This is a genomic window from Spirosoma validum, assembly GCF_014699035.1.
Taxonomy (GTDB): Bacteria; Bacteroidota; Bacteroidia; order Cytophagales; family Spirosomataceae; genus Spirosoma; species Spirosoma validum.
Genome location: NZ_JACXAA010000011.1, coordinates 76320 through 93713 on the forward strand (window position 1 = coordinate 76320; position 17394 = coordinate 93713).

Here is a 17394-nt window from a genome sequence, read left to right on the forward strand (position 1 = left end):
GTTACGTAACGGCGCTCAAAATAAGTGTAATACCCGTCACGAACGAAACGCTAACTTAAAAATTCATGATTGTTTAAAAGCCGATTGAATTACCGCCATCCACCGGAAGCGATACGCCGGTAACGTAGCGAGCTGCCTCAGAGGCCAGAAAAACGGCAGCCCAGCCAATATCATCGGGCTTACCAAAAGCGCCCATCGGCGTTCGTCGCATGGCTCGGGTAAAACGGTCGGGATCACCACTCATGGCGGTTTTACTCATAGCGGTTTCGATGAAGCCAGGTGCAATAGAGTTAACCCGAACGCCGTGGGGCGAAAATTCCGAAGCCAGCACTTTTACCATCCCTTCTACACCCGATTTAGAAGCCGCATAAGCAGCCACCCGATCGATGCCGTAGTAGGCGGCCATCGAGGAGATCATGATAATGGAGCCTCGCTTACGAGCTATCATGCGCTGAGCGCAAGCGCGTGTAAGGCTAAAAACAGCGTTCAGATTCGTGTGAACAATTCGATCAAAATCTTCATCCGTTACGTCCAGCGCCGGTTTTTTCATGTTGATACCGGCGTTATTGACCAGGATATCAATCGGTCCGTACGTTGTTTCGATGGTTTCGACTAAGTTATCCAACAAGGCGCGTTCTGTTACGTCGTTCACCTGGTAGTGCGCCCGTTCACCTAACGTTTCGGTGGCTTCACGAAGGGGCTGCTCCCGCCGACCTGTTATGACGACGCTCCCGCCAGCCAGAACGATGCACTTGGCAATATCAAAGCCGATTCCACTGCCCCCGCCCGTAATCAGGGCTAATTTCCCGTCGAGCGAGAATACATTTGTTTGATCCATTATCGTAAGTGGTAAATATCGACTGAGCGTTTTACGTCGTCTAAAGTACGCTCAGGTTTTTTAAATGGCGCCGGAATCGGTTGACGAGAATACTGTTGAAGGTATAATAACCAGGCATCGCGCCACCAGATTGCTTCCTTGTGCTGCGTTTCCAATCGGCCCGTTACGTCAGCAAAAATTTCCGGGTCAATAGCTGGTTTAACCTGTGCCCATTGCTGCTGCATCCAGCCAACCGAATCTGCGCCGGTATAGAAGCGCGTGCAGAGTTCGTTCCAAAGCGTTCGACCTGTGCTTAGTTTTTTCGTCCACGGAACGTGATGAAACCAAAGCAAATACGGCAGCGGACAGGTTTCAGGATTGCTCCAGCGTTGCTGTACTTCTGGCCGGTACTGCTCCAACGCATTACTGCCGGTCGTAGTTCGATCAAAACCTAACCCGACGGAATCGGCCCGGTGGTAATAAATAGCGGTCCAGTCCGGGCGAGAGCTTTGGTTTTGCCAGGGTTCGGGCGCAAAATGTTCGCCAGTCCAGGGCGTCGACAAACCGAGGGGCGTGTTATAATTCACGAAAATCTCGCGCGATTTCAGCATCAGGTCTGTAATTGTTTTAACCGTCTGGATCTCTTTTGTAAGCGTCATGTTTACCCACTCGCGGGCAATGGTTTCCGACGTTAGTGTATGGTCCCAGGCCAGTCGTCCAAAGGCGTACCAGTTGGCCTGTGCCATCGGGTTTCCTGTCCAGTTTCGATTAGCGCCTGTGTTGGCGACACCCGCAATGGCCGTCAGTCCGTAGCCATGCAGACTGCCATCAACCACTTTAGCGACCGTTGCCGCACCGGATGGTGAGCCTTTACCCGTTACGTAGGTATCCGAGTCGAGACATTCTTTGAAAAGTGGCGCTTCGTAGACCCAATGAGTCGCATGGCCCAGATATTCCTGCGTGATCTGGAACTCGATCGATAACGGCGTTTGGGGCATATTGCCAAACAAGGGCGAAAACGGCTCACGCGGCTGAAAATCGATTGGCCCGTTCTTCACCTGCACAATCACCTTCTTATTGAATTTACCGTCCAGATGCTTGAATTCTTCGTAAGCGGCCTTGAACCGGTCGGCTTTTGGACGGTCCGGCGTTCCGGCTGCTTTGTAAACAAAGGCTCGCCACATCACCACGCCATCGTAAGGCGCTAAGGCTTCGGCCAGCATGTTCGCGCCATCGGCATGGTTACGCCCGTAATCCTGCGGACCGGGTTCACCTTCCGAATTGGCTTTAACCAGGAAACCACCAAAATCGGGAATGACCGTATAAATCTCTTTAGCTTTGTCGGCCCACCACTTTCTAACCTCCGGATCAAGCGGATCAGCCGTTTTCAATCCACCAATCACCTTTGGCGCCGGGAAATAGACCGACAAATAAATTCGGATACCGTAAGGTCGGAATACGTTGGCTAAGGCCGCAACTTTCTCAATGTACTCACCCGTCAGAAAGCGGGCGCTAGCGTTCACGTTATTGACAACGGTACCATTGATTCCCAAAGACGCATTGGCGCGGGCATAAACGCGGTAGCGCGGGTCGACGGTGGCGGGCAGCTCAAACCATTTCCAGAGCGATCCACCAGCATAACCGCGTTCGATCGTACCGTTCGTGTTATCCCAGTGATTGAGTAATCGATACCGGATTTTAGGATTGCTGGTTAGCGAGAGTCTGTCAATCGGTTGAGTCGTTTGCAGTTGACGGAGCAAGGCAAATACGCCATACAACACGCCCGCATCTGTTTTGCTGGAAACGATAATATTGGATTTGCTGGTGATTTGATACCCTTCATCATTTACCAACTGATTGTTCGTACCTGGCGTTTTATTGAAAGCTAGGACGATGCCCCCGGTTCGATTTCCAGCACTAGCAATAATCGGTATGGTTTTACCTAACAAACCCTGCAAACCGGTCTGTAATTCGTCGGCAGCGGTCTTCAGAACGAGGCTATTGCCGCTTACCACAATAAACTGGGCTGAACGGGCATACGCTTCGCGTTTGGCTACGTCTTTAATCAGGTCGTATTTCAGCCACAATCGGTAGCCGTCGTCAGCATACGCACTGATCGTTAAGAGGTAGATAAGTGCGAGCAATCCGCTACGTTTTCCTGCATTCATTTTTACTGACTTTTGTTCTAAACAGGTACCACGGGCTTCAGCCCGTTTTCAAGGATTCAATTAAAAACGGGCTGAAGCCCGTGGTACCTTCCATTCATTTGTTCTCTTCCAGCGACCGCTCGATACCCATTTCCAGGCCTCGCAACTCAGCAAGCCCCCGTAACCGACCGATGGCTGAATAACCTGGATAGGTTTTCTTGTGCAGATCGTCAAGCATTTGATGGCCGTGATCGGGTCGCATGGGGATCGACGTTTCGCCGACACCAACTTTTTCACGACGTTTCTGCTCCAGCACAATCGCCTTCACAACCGCATACATATCGACGTCGCCCGCCAGGTGATCAGCTTCGTGGAAAATACCGGGGCGTCCGGGTACTTCGGCAACTTCCCGTTTGGTTGTCCGTAAATGAATGAAGTGAATCCGTTCGCCAAACCGCTGAATCATACCCGGCAAATCGTTATCGGAGCGAATCCCCAATGAACCCGTACAGAACGTAATGCCGTTGGCCGTTACGTCACTGGCGGCCATCAACTGCGCTAAATCGGCTTCGGTGCTCACAACGCGGGGTAAGCCCAGTAACGGGTACGGCGGATCGTCGGGGTGAATGCATAGATTAACGCCCACTTCCTGAGCAACGGGTGCAACCTGCTGAATAAATTCATAGAGATTTTGTCTCAGTTCCGCATCGCCAATGGTTGTGTATTCGTTCAACAATCCCTGAAATGTATCGAGTGTAAAAGCCTCTTCCGAACCAGGCAGGCCAAGCAGCACGATATTCGATAACGTCTGAATCGCTTCCGGTGTCATCTGGCTGAATTTCTGCCGGGCCGATGTCCTGATTTCCGGGTCGTAATCAGCCTCAGCTCCCGGTCGTTTCAGAATGCACAGATCGAATACGGCGAAATCTTCCCAGACAAACCGGAGTGCTCGCGAGCCATCGGGCATTTCATACGTCAGGTTCGTGCGCGACCAATCCAGTACGGGCATGAAGTTGTAGCAAACGGTTCGGATACCGCAAGCGGCCAGATTCCGGATTGACTGTTTGTAGTTTTCAATATACGTAGCACGGGTTGGTCGGCCTTTTTTGATGTCTTCGTGGACAGGTAGACTTTCGACCACCGCCCAATGCAGAGGAGAATAAGTCCGATTGCCAGCTTCAACCAACTGTTTCCGCTCTTCAATCGCTTCGGTTGTCCATAGGTCACCCACCGGAATCTGGTGCAGCGCTGTCACGACACCCGTGCAACCCGCTTGCCGAATATCCATTAATGAAACTGGGTCGTTCGGCCCGAACCAGCGCATGGTTTGTAACATACTCATTTTGTATCGCGGATGGAAACCCGCAGTTTTCATGTACACTCGCGGGTAGAAACGCGCGCTACTATTTTTTAAATTGCTTTTGTGCGAATTCCAGAAAAACGGGCCAGTCGAGTATGTCGACATGGCCACCTTCGTGATTGCGGAAAGCCAGTTCTCCATTGATTAACGAAACATCAGGAGCGGGCATTTCGGTTGTTCCAACGCCTTTTTTACCCAGCAACTCGTATACTGGGCTGGCACCAACGCAAGCCAGAAATTCGCCTTTCGGATCGGCCCAGAGGTCTTTCGTGCCGCCGGTAATGAAAAGCGGACGCGGGGCAATAAGCGCCATCAATTCATGGGCATCAACAGGCATCGCAGACCAGTTACCAGCGTATTTCAGAAAATTACCGGCCATCCAATGATATAACCCAGAACCCGCTACGTTATCAATCACTTCGCCCCAGTTTCGTTTTTCCAGCGAAGCGCCCATCGATCCTGAACAACTGGCGAACACAATGGCCCAGCGTGGGTCGAGCGCCCCCGCCAGCAAAGCCGTTTTGCCCCAACGTGAATGACCCTGAATTCCGATTTGTTTTGAATTGATCGTTTTATCCTTTTCAAAATAATCCAGCACTCGGCTTAGGCCCCAACTCCAGGCAGACAGAACACCCCATTCATCAGGTTGACGATCTTTTCCGCCATTCATTAGGCCGATGATACCCTCGTGCAAACCCGCTCCACTATCCAATTGAATCGCGCCGGTATTGACAGTCGCCACCGCCCAGCCCGCCTCAATAAGCTTTTCGATACTTGCCATCGGTTGCGGAAATGAACCCCAGACAATAATCATCAACGGCACCGCACCTGACGCATTCACCGGTCTGTAATACGTAACGGGAATGCTCGGGCTGACCGATGGATACCGGCTGTTATCGATAGTACCAAGGAGCATTTTCCGGGTAGCTTTTCCGTTCAGTACGGTACTGTCGATACCAGTAGCCGCAAAGGTTACGTTTGGCGTATTAGTGGGCGTTTTACCATAAATCTCGGTCAGATAGTCGTTTAGAATCTCCGGGCGACGCTGTTTCCACCAGGTACTGGCATCTTTTACGGGTTTGCCATTTTTTAGCTTTAACGGGTCTGGTAACGTGTAAGTATTGGCTTTAGCTTCATCATAATTCGTCCAGTTTCCCCAACCCGAACGCACATGTGTATCGCCAGCCTCGTCATACCAGTTACTCGACCCCTCTTTGGGTTTAAGGTGCTGCGGGCGTTTCGGATCGTCGGCGGGCGGGGGCAGCGTTGGGAGCTTCAGATTGAGTTTATCCATCATCTTCTGCCAATCGGCCAGACTGGCCTCACGCATTTTTGTCATGTAGGCCGTTCGCTCTTCCGGCGTCATTTTCTGAACATTGGGCGCCTGAGCGTTTACGGTACAGACCGTTAGACTAATCCAAAAACCGAACGTACCAAATGCTCTTACAAGCGAAGCCGGACCCCTATTGACTCTCATGAACGTATTACGGTTTAGCAGCCCGGCGGAAAACGAAGATATAGAGCATGCTCCAGGCCACTAAATATGCCAAACCGGCGATGTAGAAAATAATATAGTACCCTTCTGAAAGGCTTCCCAATGCTTTGTAATGGTCCAGAATACGACCGACTAGCAATGGAAAAACGGCTCCACCGAGCGTACCGGCCATCGTCCCTAATCCCACGACGCGGCTTAAAACACGCTTCGGAAACTGATCGGCCGCTACAGTGAAAATATTGGCCGACCACGCCTGGTGAGCTGCCACCGCCAACGATAAAATCGCAATAACCGGCCACATACTACTCATCTGACTGATGGCCATAACTGGCGTTATACAAATGGCAAATAATCCCATCGCCCATTGCCGTGCCCGGGTCGGGTGCCATCCCTGACGAATCAATCTTGACGAAAGCCAGCCACCACCCACACTGCCGATGGTTGCCGCCAGATAAATGACGATCAGTGGAGCGCCCAGCTTCTTCAGATCGAGGTGGTAAATATTCGACAGGTAAGATGGGAGCCAGAACAGAAAAAACCACCAGATAGGATCGGTCAGGAGTTTACCGCTCATAAAGCCCCAGATGGCTCTATTGGCGAAGATCGGGTAGCGCGCGTTTACATCAGCGGCTAAAAGATCAGTTGCTGCGGCATCACCCGACACCGATGGTTGAACAGGCGGCTCTTCGTTAATGTGGGCCAGTTCGGCGGCATTAATACCTTTATGCCGGGTTGGAACCTCGTAGAAAAACCACCAGGCAATAATCCAGAGAAAGCCCAGAGCGCCCGTTGCAATAAAGGTCATCTGCCAACCAAACATCAGCGCCATTGGCGGCACAATGGCGGGCGCTACAACCGCGCCAATATTCGCTCCCGAGTTAAAAATACCGACCGCCAGCGCCCGTTCTTTCTGCGGAAACCACTCGGCTACAGTCTTGATCGAGGCTGGAAAGTTACCAGCCTCGCCAATACCCAGCAAACCCCGGGCAATCATGAATCCGAACGTACCACCGGCCAGCGCGTGGCCCATAGCAGCAAAACTCCAGACCAGAATCGCCCCGATGTACCCGATTTTTGTACCAATCTTGTCGATGATATAACCAGCGAGCAGCGTACTGGCACCATAGAAAAACGTAAAAACGGTGACGATATCACCATAATCGGATTCAGTCCAGCTAAATTCCTTTTCCAGAATCGGTTTTAGGAGACTGATTACCTGCCGGTCGAGGTAGTTAATGGTCGTAGCGAAAAAGAGCAAGGCAACAATGACCCAGCGATAATTAGTCGGTTTCGTCATTGCGGAAGGCTTCAACAGAACGTTTTCCATAAAGGTCGGAAGTTTACAATCACTTATTTTTTGTCATTCCAACGGGTCGGGATGACGAATTCGGGCAACTATTTTCACACAAAAAACGGTACGTCTTTGGGCGCGTATTTTTTCATACCTTCTTCATTGATTTCGACCCCAATACCCGGTTTATTAGAAAGCGGGATAAACCCTTTTTCCACCATCGGGCCATCGAACGTAACGATATCTTTGAACATCGGCTCTTCATGAAAGTAAATTTGCCATTCCAGAATCAGGAAATTTGGTACCGATGCACACACATGACTCGACGCCATCGCTCCCAGATACGATGCTACCATATGCGGAGCAAACGGTACGTAATACAGATTGGCCAGGTTGGCAATACGTTGCGCTTCACCCAGTCCACCGGCTTTCTGTAAATCAGGCATGATGATATCGACAGCCCCGATTTCGAGCAGTTTCCGGAAGCCGTGTGCCAGATAATGGTTTTCGCCCGCGCAGATGGGCGTGTTCGACGCTTCCCGGATTTGCCGGTATGCTTCGGGGTTTTCGGCCGGAATGGGTTCTTCCAAAAACAGTAAGTTCAGCGGCTCCATCATCTTGGCTACCCGTCGCCCGGTCGTTACGTCGTAGCGGCCATGCATATCGACGCAGATGTCGATTTTCGGGCCAACGGCTTTGCGAACACCAGCAATCTGGTTATACATCCGCTCCAGCTCGCCCTGGCTGGCCGTCCAGTTGTAGGCGTCGTATTTGTTAGGATCATTACGTTCGTCGATGTCGTATTTCACGGCCGTGAAGCCCATGTCGACCGCTTTTTTGGCGCTTTTCCCGAAGGCATCGGGACTGGTATCGGTTTCGCGATACGCTCCCGTGTCACAATAGACCCGGATCTTGTCCCGAAACTTACCCCCCAGCAACTGGTAAACGGGCATGCCCAGTGCTTTACCGGTTAGGTCCCAGAGTGCCGTTTCAATCGCAGACAGTACAGAAATGTACATTCCGGACTGAGCCCCTTCGAAAAACCCGGATTTCCGAACGTCTTCAAACAACCGATTGACGTTGAGCGGGCTTTTGCCTTTAATCCGCTCCCCCATCAGTTTCACCAGATGATACGTACCGACCGAGGCATCGACCGCTTCGCCACAGCCCCAGATGCCTTGGTTGGTATGAATCTTCACGAACAGGCTGTGTCCACCACGCGTGTAGCCACACTTTATGTCGGTGATTTTCAGATCCGAGGGAGCCGATGACAAGGGCGCATTGTGAACGGCGGTTTCAAGTCCTTCGCCAAAACTGGACAGAGCACTGGCACTAAATACACTAGCTAAAGCGCCTTTGGTCAGAAAGGAACGCCGGGAGGTTCTCATAATTTTTGCAGTAAAAAGGTTACTGGAATTAACCACATCAGACCGCCGAAGCGGAGACACGGAGAAGTGGTTACTATTTACCAGGTTCGGGTTTTCAAGTAGTCCTGAATTTGTTCTTTCGGAACGGGTAATTCATTGACGTGGGCATTTAGCCATTGAGAAAAGTCTTTTTCGATGTCGTCCGACCAGCGCGAGTCGATCTGGCCGGGCGTATATTTCTGCTCACGCAGACGCAGGTGGCCAAACATGTCGCGCAGGCGAATGATTTCCGAGGTTTTGACCACTTTCTCAGCCAGGTGGGGCGGAATAAACGCTACGCCACCATCGCGACCCAGCACGATGTCGCCGGGCATCACCATCACTTTGCCAATACGTGTCGGACGGTTGATTCCTACCAGAGTCGTGTTCAGATCACCTTCGGGGTTGTGGTGCGACGGATGATAGCTTCGGAAGTACGATGTAAACCCGCCAATCTCTTTCAAGCCAGCTACGTCGCGAAGGGCGCCCTCGTAGACAATGCCATTGCCGGTTTTAGCGTAGATCGAATTGCCAAGGTTATCGCCAATGGTCGGGCCGTCTTCGTGCATACCAAACTGATCCACTACGTATACATCCCCTTTGACGAGCATGTCAATCGGCCAGGCATTCTGTGATTTTACCCGACCATCTTTGGTATGTCCTTTATCATCCGTTACGCGGTGTACGTCGGGCCGCCCCGGCATGAACGTAGCGGTCAAAGCACGGCCAACCAGTACACTATCGGGGTTGATCGTCTGCCAGTCACCTGCATACTGATAGCGGTACTTTTCGCCTTTCATCACCGCCCAGGCTTCCTCGTGCGTAACCAGTTTCATTCGCTTCAGAATGGCGTCCGGTACTTTGGGGCGTCCATCCGGGAAGCGTTCTCCTTTCCAGTCAGGCGTTAGAAAAATCAGTTCTTCTTTCGAAATCTGCTGCGCAACCGATGCTGTCGTTTGACTGATCAGCGCCAGTATAGCTAGTAGTGTAAAGACTCGTTTCATCCTAAAATACGGGAACAAGAGGTTCAGATAGGTATGGCGAATAAGACGACCAACCGTTCATTCTACCCTTCCGTAAGATGGATTAGTCGAATCGACAACCAACGTCAAGCCAGTAGCTGTTTATTTCGACAAATGAATGCGTAGTGTTGTTGCTATGCAGGATGAGCGTGAAAGTACAATGCTTTTTTGCGCAGTCAGCTAGGAAAATCTAGCGATGTGTATAGTAAAATCAGCTTTGAGAAATCTCTCAACGTCAGGCGTGAGTATCCGAGGCCACGAAGCAAGCGAACTCAAACGGTTTCTAAAGTTTGTAGCGAAGAGGATGCTTTATACACGGGTAAAAATGCCTTTGGCGATGAAATCTTTTCGCCACCTGCCCCAGGCATTCTCCAGCTGTGACGGATCGATCCGGTGATTATCCAAAAAGTATTGCTTCGTTTCCTGGATGGATCGGCCTGCTTTCAGACTTTTAAGGAATACGTATTGCATTGGCTCCAGCTCAAACAGTTTCAGGCGGTAATTCAGGCGGGCTACTGCCCAATAATTCTCTTTCGGAAAAGGCAATTCAGGTTTTCTCTGCTGGGTAAAGTCAAGATAGTACTGGCAAACGGGGTAGCGGTGATGAAACAGGTGGAATACAGGCGTCGACATCAACATGTCGTCTGAAATAGCTGCCGATTGAATGGACTCTTTCTCGTCCGCATACTCGTCGAAGATTACGGATAAATCGTACTCGAATTGAGCGAGTTCGATCATAAAAGAAGGCCAATCTTCCTGTTCCGAATCAGACTCGGGGCGCGTCTGTTCCAGAAAATGGGGAAATTGACTGCCCAGCGAATTTAGGGTATAGCTGTTGGAAGGATAAGCTTCCAGATAATCGTCAGCAAATAGCTGAAACAGGTCGTTGCCCAGCGCATAAGCCAGCACACTGAACTGGTTTCGCATACACTCCCGCAATCGGGCAACATAACTTTGCTGATAGATCGCCAGATGCTGATATGCCGGCAAGTTTGAGGAAGCCTTGATGACGTCTTCCGGTTTTAGCCGATCTCCTGTTCCCCCCGGCGTTCTGTGCTCCCCGGCTGTCACAAGCATGGCCTGCATCCAGTTCTGGACCTGATTCAGCGAGTGTACGTTCTCTTCTGGCATTTTACTTCGCCGGTTTAGGCCATGCGCCTATCCGTTAATTTCATAGGATAGATTGGTCGTTAAAAAGCTAACAGGATTTGATATCGTTGACAAAGAGTTTCCCTGTTGATTCTTCAATTTCTGACCTTGGGCGAATTCCTGCATAAAATCCCGGGCTTTGAGCAATTCAGCATGATACGCGTCGAAATCCGGAATGTTGGCGTCCCATTCCAATAACGTTGCCACGCCACCCGTTAATTGCCAGGCCAGGGCGAATAACTCCCATACGTCGTCAACCACTTTCCGGTCGTGGGTATCAATGATGTATTTTCCGCAGTGCTGATGACCGGCAATATGCATTTGAACGATACGCTCATGCGGCAATTGGCGAACGTAGTGAATCGGATCGAAGTCATTGTTGAAGCTCGACACATACACGTTATTGACATCCAGCAGTAAGCCGCAACCGGTTTCTTCGGCCATGTACCGTAAAAAATCCCACTCGGGTATGGTCGATTGACAGAAAGTGAGATACGTACTAGGATTCTCGAAAACAACGGGCCGTCCCAGGAAATCCTGCACCTGATCAATACGTTTACAGATATGCATCAGTGATTCTTCTGTCAGCAGAACGGGGAGAAGGTCATGCGTATTGAGACCATTGATGCCGGTCCAGCACAGATGATCACTAACCCACAACGGATTGACCTCAGCCGCCAACTGCTTTAATTTCCGTAGATAATCGTAATTGATAGGGTCTGTACTGCCAATTGAAAGCGAGACACCGTGCATGACAACGGGGTAACGCTCAGCAATTTGGCGTAATACATATCTGGGACGCCCACCCGAATCCATAAAGTTCTCAGAAATAACCTCGAACCAGTCTACGGCCGGACTCTGTTCCAGAATGTGATTAAAATGTTTACTTCTCAAACCCAGGCCCAGGCCTGGGTTTGGAAGTTCACGTATCTGCTGCTGATAGGCTGAAGGGGTCATAACAATCCGTTACACGTTTTCCGGGGTATCGTCCCGCTTACTTTTTTCACAGAGTTCTTCCGCGTTCCGGTTCGGGTCATTGAATCCGAATGAACAGTATTTATCGCCACTGTTGCCGCAGGAATCATAGCTACCCATAATCGTTTCCAGCCATTTTTCCGGTGGTCCACAGGAATAAGGGGCGGGCGATACGTTCCTGTTGGCCGTCTTCATTCGTTCTTCGAACAGTTTACGGGCCAGCATCCAGGTACCTTTGCCTTTGTTGGGGCCCTGTGTGCTATAACGCTCCGCCTGTATAGGAACAGCGCAACTGCCTTGCCAGGCGCAATCGTTCGCACCGGGTTTGGTCTGCTCTTCGCCGGACCCGTAAAGGCCACAACCGCCCTGGCCCCGGCAGTTGTTTAGCGTATGGCACGTATGAGCTTCAGCCGTAGCACAATACCCGGCACCGGCACATGAATTCGTCCCAAATCGGTCGTGGCCTTTGCAGGCGTTAAGACCCATGCAGGCGTGTAATTCTAAAGGGGACGTAGTAGAAAGCGTTGGTGTGCTGGCAGAAGGAGAAGGGCCACTACACCCGTTGTTATCTAACGAATACTGGATAGATGCCATAGACTGGTCGACTTGGTTAGGAATGACGGTGGTTTTGGCTTAAGCGAAAATTAACTTTCCAGCAGACGTACTCAAATACGGCTCCAGCGGTACGTCGGGCAGATCGTGAATACGTTGACCAATACGTGTAGAAATAACATTCGTTGAGCCGATGGCCTGGTTATACAACTCAATCAATTGCGACTTGGGGCTGGAATCGACCCGAAATTCATAATTTTCGAAGGTCGGCGCAACCGTGTATTCCCGCCCATCCGGACCCGTATATTTCAACATAGTGATGTCTCCACACAGGCTATTCAGAATAAAAATCATGGTCTTATGAACGCCGAACATAAACAGCTCATACTGCGTATTGTCTTTCTGCCTGTAGCAACCTTCCACCATCACATACAGATACGAATAAACGGCATTGAGCAGAGTTGAGACGCCCTGCACGCTGGCGGGATAATCGGCCGTTTTAGGATTGGTTGGCAGTCTAAGAACGAAATATTGACTGATATCAATGTCACCAATACCCAGCTCATTAAACTTGTTTGATAAGTCGACGTACTGGCAATAAATCTGGGCAAATTTCTCGAAATGAGATAGCTCTTCGTGGTCAGGATCATCATAATCAGCAGGTGTAATCGCACAGCAATCTACCGATCCATCGGGATTCAACGACGTCGAGCCTTGGTTACCTTCGCCCTGTTCAACAATCGCATCGATGGCCCTGATCGCTGATGCCCGATCAACGACATGAATTAAATCAGCCCCATCATCTGCGTTGACAAATTTAGGCTTGTGTTGTTTATCATAGTAAACCGTGTCAATGTTATTCTGTGCGTAATAACCTCGACCAGGCACTAATTGGGCCGCTTCGGTATTGTACTGAAGATCGCAGTGGGCAATACATTGCTTGATTTTGTCATAAAATAACCCGATCGTAGCGTAAGGCAGCGTACGTACATTCGTCTGTTCCTCCTGAAGTGGTTTGGGACTTTCAATTTTCAGGAATGTTTTCAACTGATCCAGCGAAAAGGCAGCCCGGTTAATCGGAAAAGGAGGTATATGACCGGGTAGATACGCTGGCCATATGTCCGGTGATTTATTGACCAATTGAGGTTGCCCTGCCAGCGCCTGTTTCAGATTGGAAGACAAAGACAAGTGAAGCATTTCTTCGATAGCAACGCTCATAATAAGCGCGCCAACCTTATTGGCGTAAACCATGATCTCTGCCGATTTATCAAGAGCAATCGTATCAGCTTCCTGTTGCGGTAAACCCTTTTTTACCAGGGCCTGAGAAAGTGCGTTACTGATAGCCGATTGGTCTGGCTCACGGTTAAGTGAATAATAGGTGTAGAGGTAAACCGGAATCGTAGCAATTTCAATTTCAATCGCCTGTTGAATCGCTTCTCCCAGATTTTGTGGAGTCACTTCGGCTTTCAGATCCAACTGTTGTTTCATAAAGTTTATAGGGTTAGGGTGTAGGGTTAGGGTATTGCACTTTTAGGTTAGGTTATCGTTTTCGATCAATGGCACCAGAGTTTATGAGTGTAATTCAGTAGATGGTTCAGAAGTAAAAAACTAGCCCGGCGCTGCCTACATCACTAACGCTATACTCTATACGTTTTCGAAATAATACTCATTACAGAAACAGACATCGATCTGTGTTTGTCTGGCCAGACAAACACATTATTCGGCCAGACAAAATCAGATCTCTTATATGATGGTACCACAAACGTTTGCAGTGTCTTATAGCTTTTTACAGTTGGCGTTTAGTAAAAATCTTTGCTCATGTCTGTAGGCTTGCTCAAGCTATTGAACATAAGCAAATGTAAGTCGAGCAGCTGCCAACGCATTAACACATATCGGACAATTTATAACCATTCAATAAATTATTGTAACTATGTATATCTATTCCTCAGACTGTGCAACTTATAACTTCTTAACTGTATAATCAGAAGGGCACTTTTTAAACTCTTTCGTAAAACATTTAGTAAAATAGGATAGATTTTCGAAACCTACCGCGTTTGCTGTATCAGATACGGAATAGCCTTTTTGGAGTAAGTCGACCGCTTTGTTGAGCCGGTATAAACGTATCAGCTTGGTAGGGGGTAAGGTTGTCAGAGAGGTTGTTTTTCGATGCAGTGTACGCGGGCAGACCGCCAGATCGCTGGCCAATTTTTCTACAGTGAAGTCGATTTGGGAGAGCCGCTGATCCAGCACCGTTACCAGTTGATGTAAAAAGGTATCAGGGACAAAAACTTTGTATTCCGTTTCATCAATTTCTGTTGCAAATCTACTGGATGTCGCATCGGCTATACTACTGAATCGTATGGGCTGAACACACGTTGGCGCACTGTCACTAAAGGCAAGGTGGACAATATCGAAAATACGGGTTGATTGATTAAGTACTTTGTTCATGATAGTAGGGAGGAAGGAGATTCGGAAAACAAACTTACTTATTGTGACCTAAAGGTAAGTTACCTTAAAAGTAGTATCTATAACAAATGAGACAGATCCTGTAAAAGTTGTTGTCTTGCACTTGATCGCTTTGCTTTTTGATAAGTAAAGGTTAGCTCGTATCAGGTTTTTAGGACGGGCCTGTTTTACTTTACCGTCCAAAACCAACGTTCTCGATGCAAAAAATTGGCTTTTTTCGTTTTTTATGTATTTCGTTTGCCAGCCTGTTCCTAAGTGAAAGCCAGGCGCAAACTCTTCGCCCACCCGCCTACCCTCTTGTTACCCACGACCCTTATTTTAGTGTTTGGAGCACAACCGATAAACTAACCGACTCCCCCACTCGCCACTGGACCGGCAAAGCACAATCGCTGGAGGGCATTGTTCGGGTTGATGGTAAAGCTTATCAGTTTCTGGGCGCCGTGCCAACTACTTACGAACCCATCTTGCCAACGGGCGAGCTGAAACCTTATCCGGCTAAGTATACACTGACACGAGCCGAGACTGGCTGGGAGAAACCAGATTTTAACGCAGACCGATGGTTATCCGGAGAGGGGCCTTTTGGCGATACACCCGAGGCCCGAACGAAGTGGAAAAATGCCGACGCCATGCCAAATGGTATTTACGTCCGACGTGAGTTTACGTACGACGGTAAAGCTGACCCGGCTAACCTGATGCTGGTTCTTAACCACGACGACGACGTAGTGATTTACCTAAACGGCACAAAGATTTTAGACAAACCCGATTACGTTAACGAATACAAGTATCTTCCCCTGTCAGCCGAGGGGCAGAAGGCGCTGCAAAAAGGCAAGAACGTACTAGCCGTCCATTGCGTAAGCCCGCGGGGCGGCTCGTTTATTGACGTTGGTGTCGTTAATCCCGTTCGGGCTTCGTCCGTGACAACCGCCACCCAAACAGGCGTGACCGTATCGGCGACCCAAACCAATTATACGTTTACGGCTGGTCCGGTCAATTTAGGGGTCAATTTTCGGTCGCCCCTACTGCTCGATGATCTGGACGTAGCCGCTCGTCCTATCACCTACGTAACGTTCGAAGCTCGTTCGCAGGATGGGAAACCGCATTCAGTGCAGGTATTTTTCAGCGAGTCGGGCACGTTGGCGACCAATACCATCGGCCAGGAAGTTGTTACAAAAGCCGGACAAACGGCGGGCTTGACGTATCAGTCAATTGGCACCGAAACGCAGTCGATTCTGTATCGCAAAGGGGATAACGTCCGAATTGACTGGGGCTACGCTTATTTAGCTGCACCGCAACAACCCGGAAACCAGACTACAGCCGGTATGGCCGATGCGCTGAAAAAGGCGTTCCTGACGACCGGCCAACTACCGGCCACAACAACGCAAAATACTCCCCGTGCTGCTATAGATATGGCCATTGCCAGTACGCTCGACTTCAGCAACGTAACGAAACCAACGTCCAAATATCTGCTGCTGGCCTACGATGATCTGTATTCGGTACAGTATTTCCAGAAGAATCTGCGTCCGTGGTGGCGCCGGGATGAAAAGGCAACCATGCCTGCACTGCTGCAAACGGCAGAAAAGGATTACACTCGGCTCGAACAGAAATGCGCTGCTTTCGATGCCAAACTCCGCGCCGACGCGCAAAAAGCCGGGGGCAGGCAGTATGCTGATTTATGTGCATTAGCTTACCGGCAGGCCATTGCTGCGCATAAGATTGTGGAAGGCCCAAAAGGGGAAGTACTTTTCTTCTCGAAAGAAAATTTCTCTAACGGTTCCATCGGTACGGTCGACATTACGTATCCATCGGCGCCACTGTTCTTGCTGTACAATCCCACTCTGCTAAAAGGCATGATGGAACCGATTTTCCAATACTCTGAAAGTGGTAAATGGACCAAGCCTTTTGCGGCTCATGATGTGGGTACGTATCCGCAGGCGAATGGACAAACGTATGGTGAGGACATGCCGGTAGAGGAAAGCGGAAACATGCTGATACTCACGGGTGCCATCGCCGGAGCCGAAGGGAATGCCAACTATGCCAAACAGCACTGGAAAACCCTGACAACCTGGGTTGAATACCTGAAAAAAGATGGCTTCGATCCAGCCAATCAGTTGTGCACGGATGACTTCGCCGGTCATATCGCCCGCAACGCTAACTTGTCGGTGAAAGCTATTCTGGGGATTGCCGCTTATGGTCAGTTAGCAGCCCAACTAGGCGATAAAGCCACGGCTGACAGCTACTTAAAAACGGCCCGGGACATGGCCGCGCAATGGCAGCAACTCGCCCTCGACAAAACCCCTTCCGCTAAGGTCCACTATGATCTCACCTTTGAGAATTCAGCGGATACGTGGAGCCAGAAATACAACTTAGTGTGGGATAAGCTACTGGCTATGAATATCTTCCCCAAAGACGTAGCGCAGAAAGAAATCGCCTATTATCTGACGAAGCAAAAACCATACGGTCTGCCGCTGGATAGCCGCAAAACCTATACGAAGTCAGACTGGATCATCTGGACGGCCACGCTCACCAACTCGCCAACTGATTTTCAGGCTTTCGTGAAGCCCGTCTGGCGGTTTGTCAACGAAACTCCGTCGAGGGTGCCTCTCACTGACTGGCATGAGACGACCAATGGCAAACAGGTTGGTTTTCAGGCCCGATCTGTCGTGGGCGGCTATTTTATCAAAATGCTCGAAGGCAAACTGACAAAGCAAAAATAG

13 protein-coding genes are annotated in these 17394 nt (G+C 49.9%); 1 reads left to right on the forward strand and 12 read right to left on the reverse strand.

The window, feature by feature from the left end; genetic code table 11:
* Positions 1–73: 73 nt before the first annotated feature.
* The 12 genes from IC230_RS24840 to IC230_RS24895 form a co-directional block, all read right to left on the reverse strand.
* On the reverse strand, positions 74–838 hold the full coding sequence (locus tag IC230_RS24840; RefSeq protein ID WP_191041773.1) for an SDR family NAD(P)-dependent oxidoreductase: 765 nt from the start codon (positions 836–838) through the stop codon (positions 74–76).
* Complete coding sequence (locus IC230_RS24845; RefSeq protein WP_191041774.1) at positions 838–2985, reverse strand: alpha-glucuronidase family glycosyl hydrolase; 2148 nt, start codon at positions 2983–2985, stop codon at positions 838–840. Before IC230_RS24845 ends, IC230_RS24840 begins: the two co-directional genes overlap by 1 nt.
* 94 nt (positions 2986–3079) lie before the next feature.
* Complete coding sequence (gene uxuA, locus IC230_RS24850) at positions 3080–4306, reverse strand: mannonate dehydratase (protein WP_191041775.1); 1227 nt, start codon at positions 4304–4306, stop codon at positions 3080–3082.
* Positions 4307–4367: 61 nt separating this feature from the next.
* Positions 4368–5801, reverse strand: a complete 1434-nt coding sequence (locus IC230_RS24855; RefSeq protein WP_191041776.1) for an alpha/beta hydrolase family protein — start codon at positions 5799–5801, stop codon at positions 4368–4370.
* Between the two features lie 7 nt (positions 5802–5808).
* The gene (locus IC230_RS24860; RefSeq protein ID WP_223860828.1) at positions 5809–7146 is read right to left on the reverse strand and encodes an MFS transporter; all 1338 of its coding nucleotides are present in this window, start codon (positions 7144–7146) and stop codon (positions 5809–5811) included.
* 74 nt (positions 7147–7220) lie between these two features.
* A complete protein-coding gene (locus IC230_RS24865; protein WP_191041777.1) occupies positions 7221–8498 on the reverse strand; it encodes a mandelate racemase/muconate lactonizing enzyme family protein in 1278 nt (425 codons plus the stop codon).
* A 77-nt stretch (positions 8499–8575) separates the two neighbouring features.
* The gene (locus IC230_RS24870) at positions 8576–9520 is read right to left on the reverse strand and encodes an RraA family protein (RefSeq protein ID WP_191041778.1); all 945 of its coding nucleotides are present in this window, start codon (positions 9518–9520) and stop codon (positions 8576–8578) included.
* A 327-nt stretch (positions 9521–9847) separates the two neighbouring features.
* Positions 9848–10669: an HvfC/BufC N-terminal domain-containing protein gene (locus IC230_RS24875; RefSeq protein ID WP_191041779.1), complete on the reverse strand. Its 822-nt coding sequence runs from the start codon at positions 10667–10669 to the stop codon at positions 9848–9850.
* 27 nt (positions 10670–10696) lie between these two features.
* The gene (bufB, locus tag IC230_RS24880) at positions 10697–11644 is read right to left on the reverse strand and encodes an MNIO family bufferin maturase (protein ID WP_191041780.1); all 948 of its coding nucleotides are present in this window, start codon (positions 11642–11644) and stop codon (positions 10697–10699) included.
* 9 nt (positions 11645–11653) lie between these two features.
* Positions 11654–12256, reverse strand: a complete 603-nt coding sequence (locus tag IC230_RS24885; protein WP_191041781.1) for a hypothetical protein — start codon at positions 12254–12256, stop codon at positions 11654–11656.
* A gap of 39 nt (positions 12257–12295) precedes the next feature.
* Entirely contained in the window at positions 12296–13702 is a 1407-nt protein-coding gene (locus IC230_RS24890; protein WP_191041782.1) for a ferritin-like domain-containing protein, read from the reverse strand.
* Positions 13703–14173: 471 nt separating this feature from the next.
* Complete coding sequence (locus IC230_RS24895; RefSeq protein WP_191041783.1) at positions 14174–14662, reverse strand: helix-turn-helix domain-containing protein; 489 nt, start codon at positions 14660–14662, stop codon at positions 14174–14176.
* A 215-nt stretch (positions 14663–14877) separates the two neighbouring features.
* Here IC230_RS24895 and IC230_RS24900 point away from each other — a divergent pair, with 215 nt between their 5' ends.
* Positions 14878–17394 (forward strand): glutaminase family protein, encoded by a 2517-nt coding sequence (locus tag IC230_RS24900; RefSeq protein ID WP_191041784.1) that lies wholly within the window; start codon positions 14878–14880, stop codon positions 17392–17394.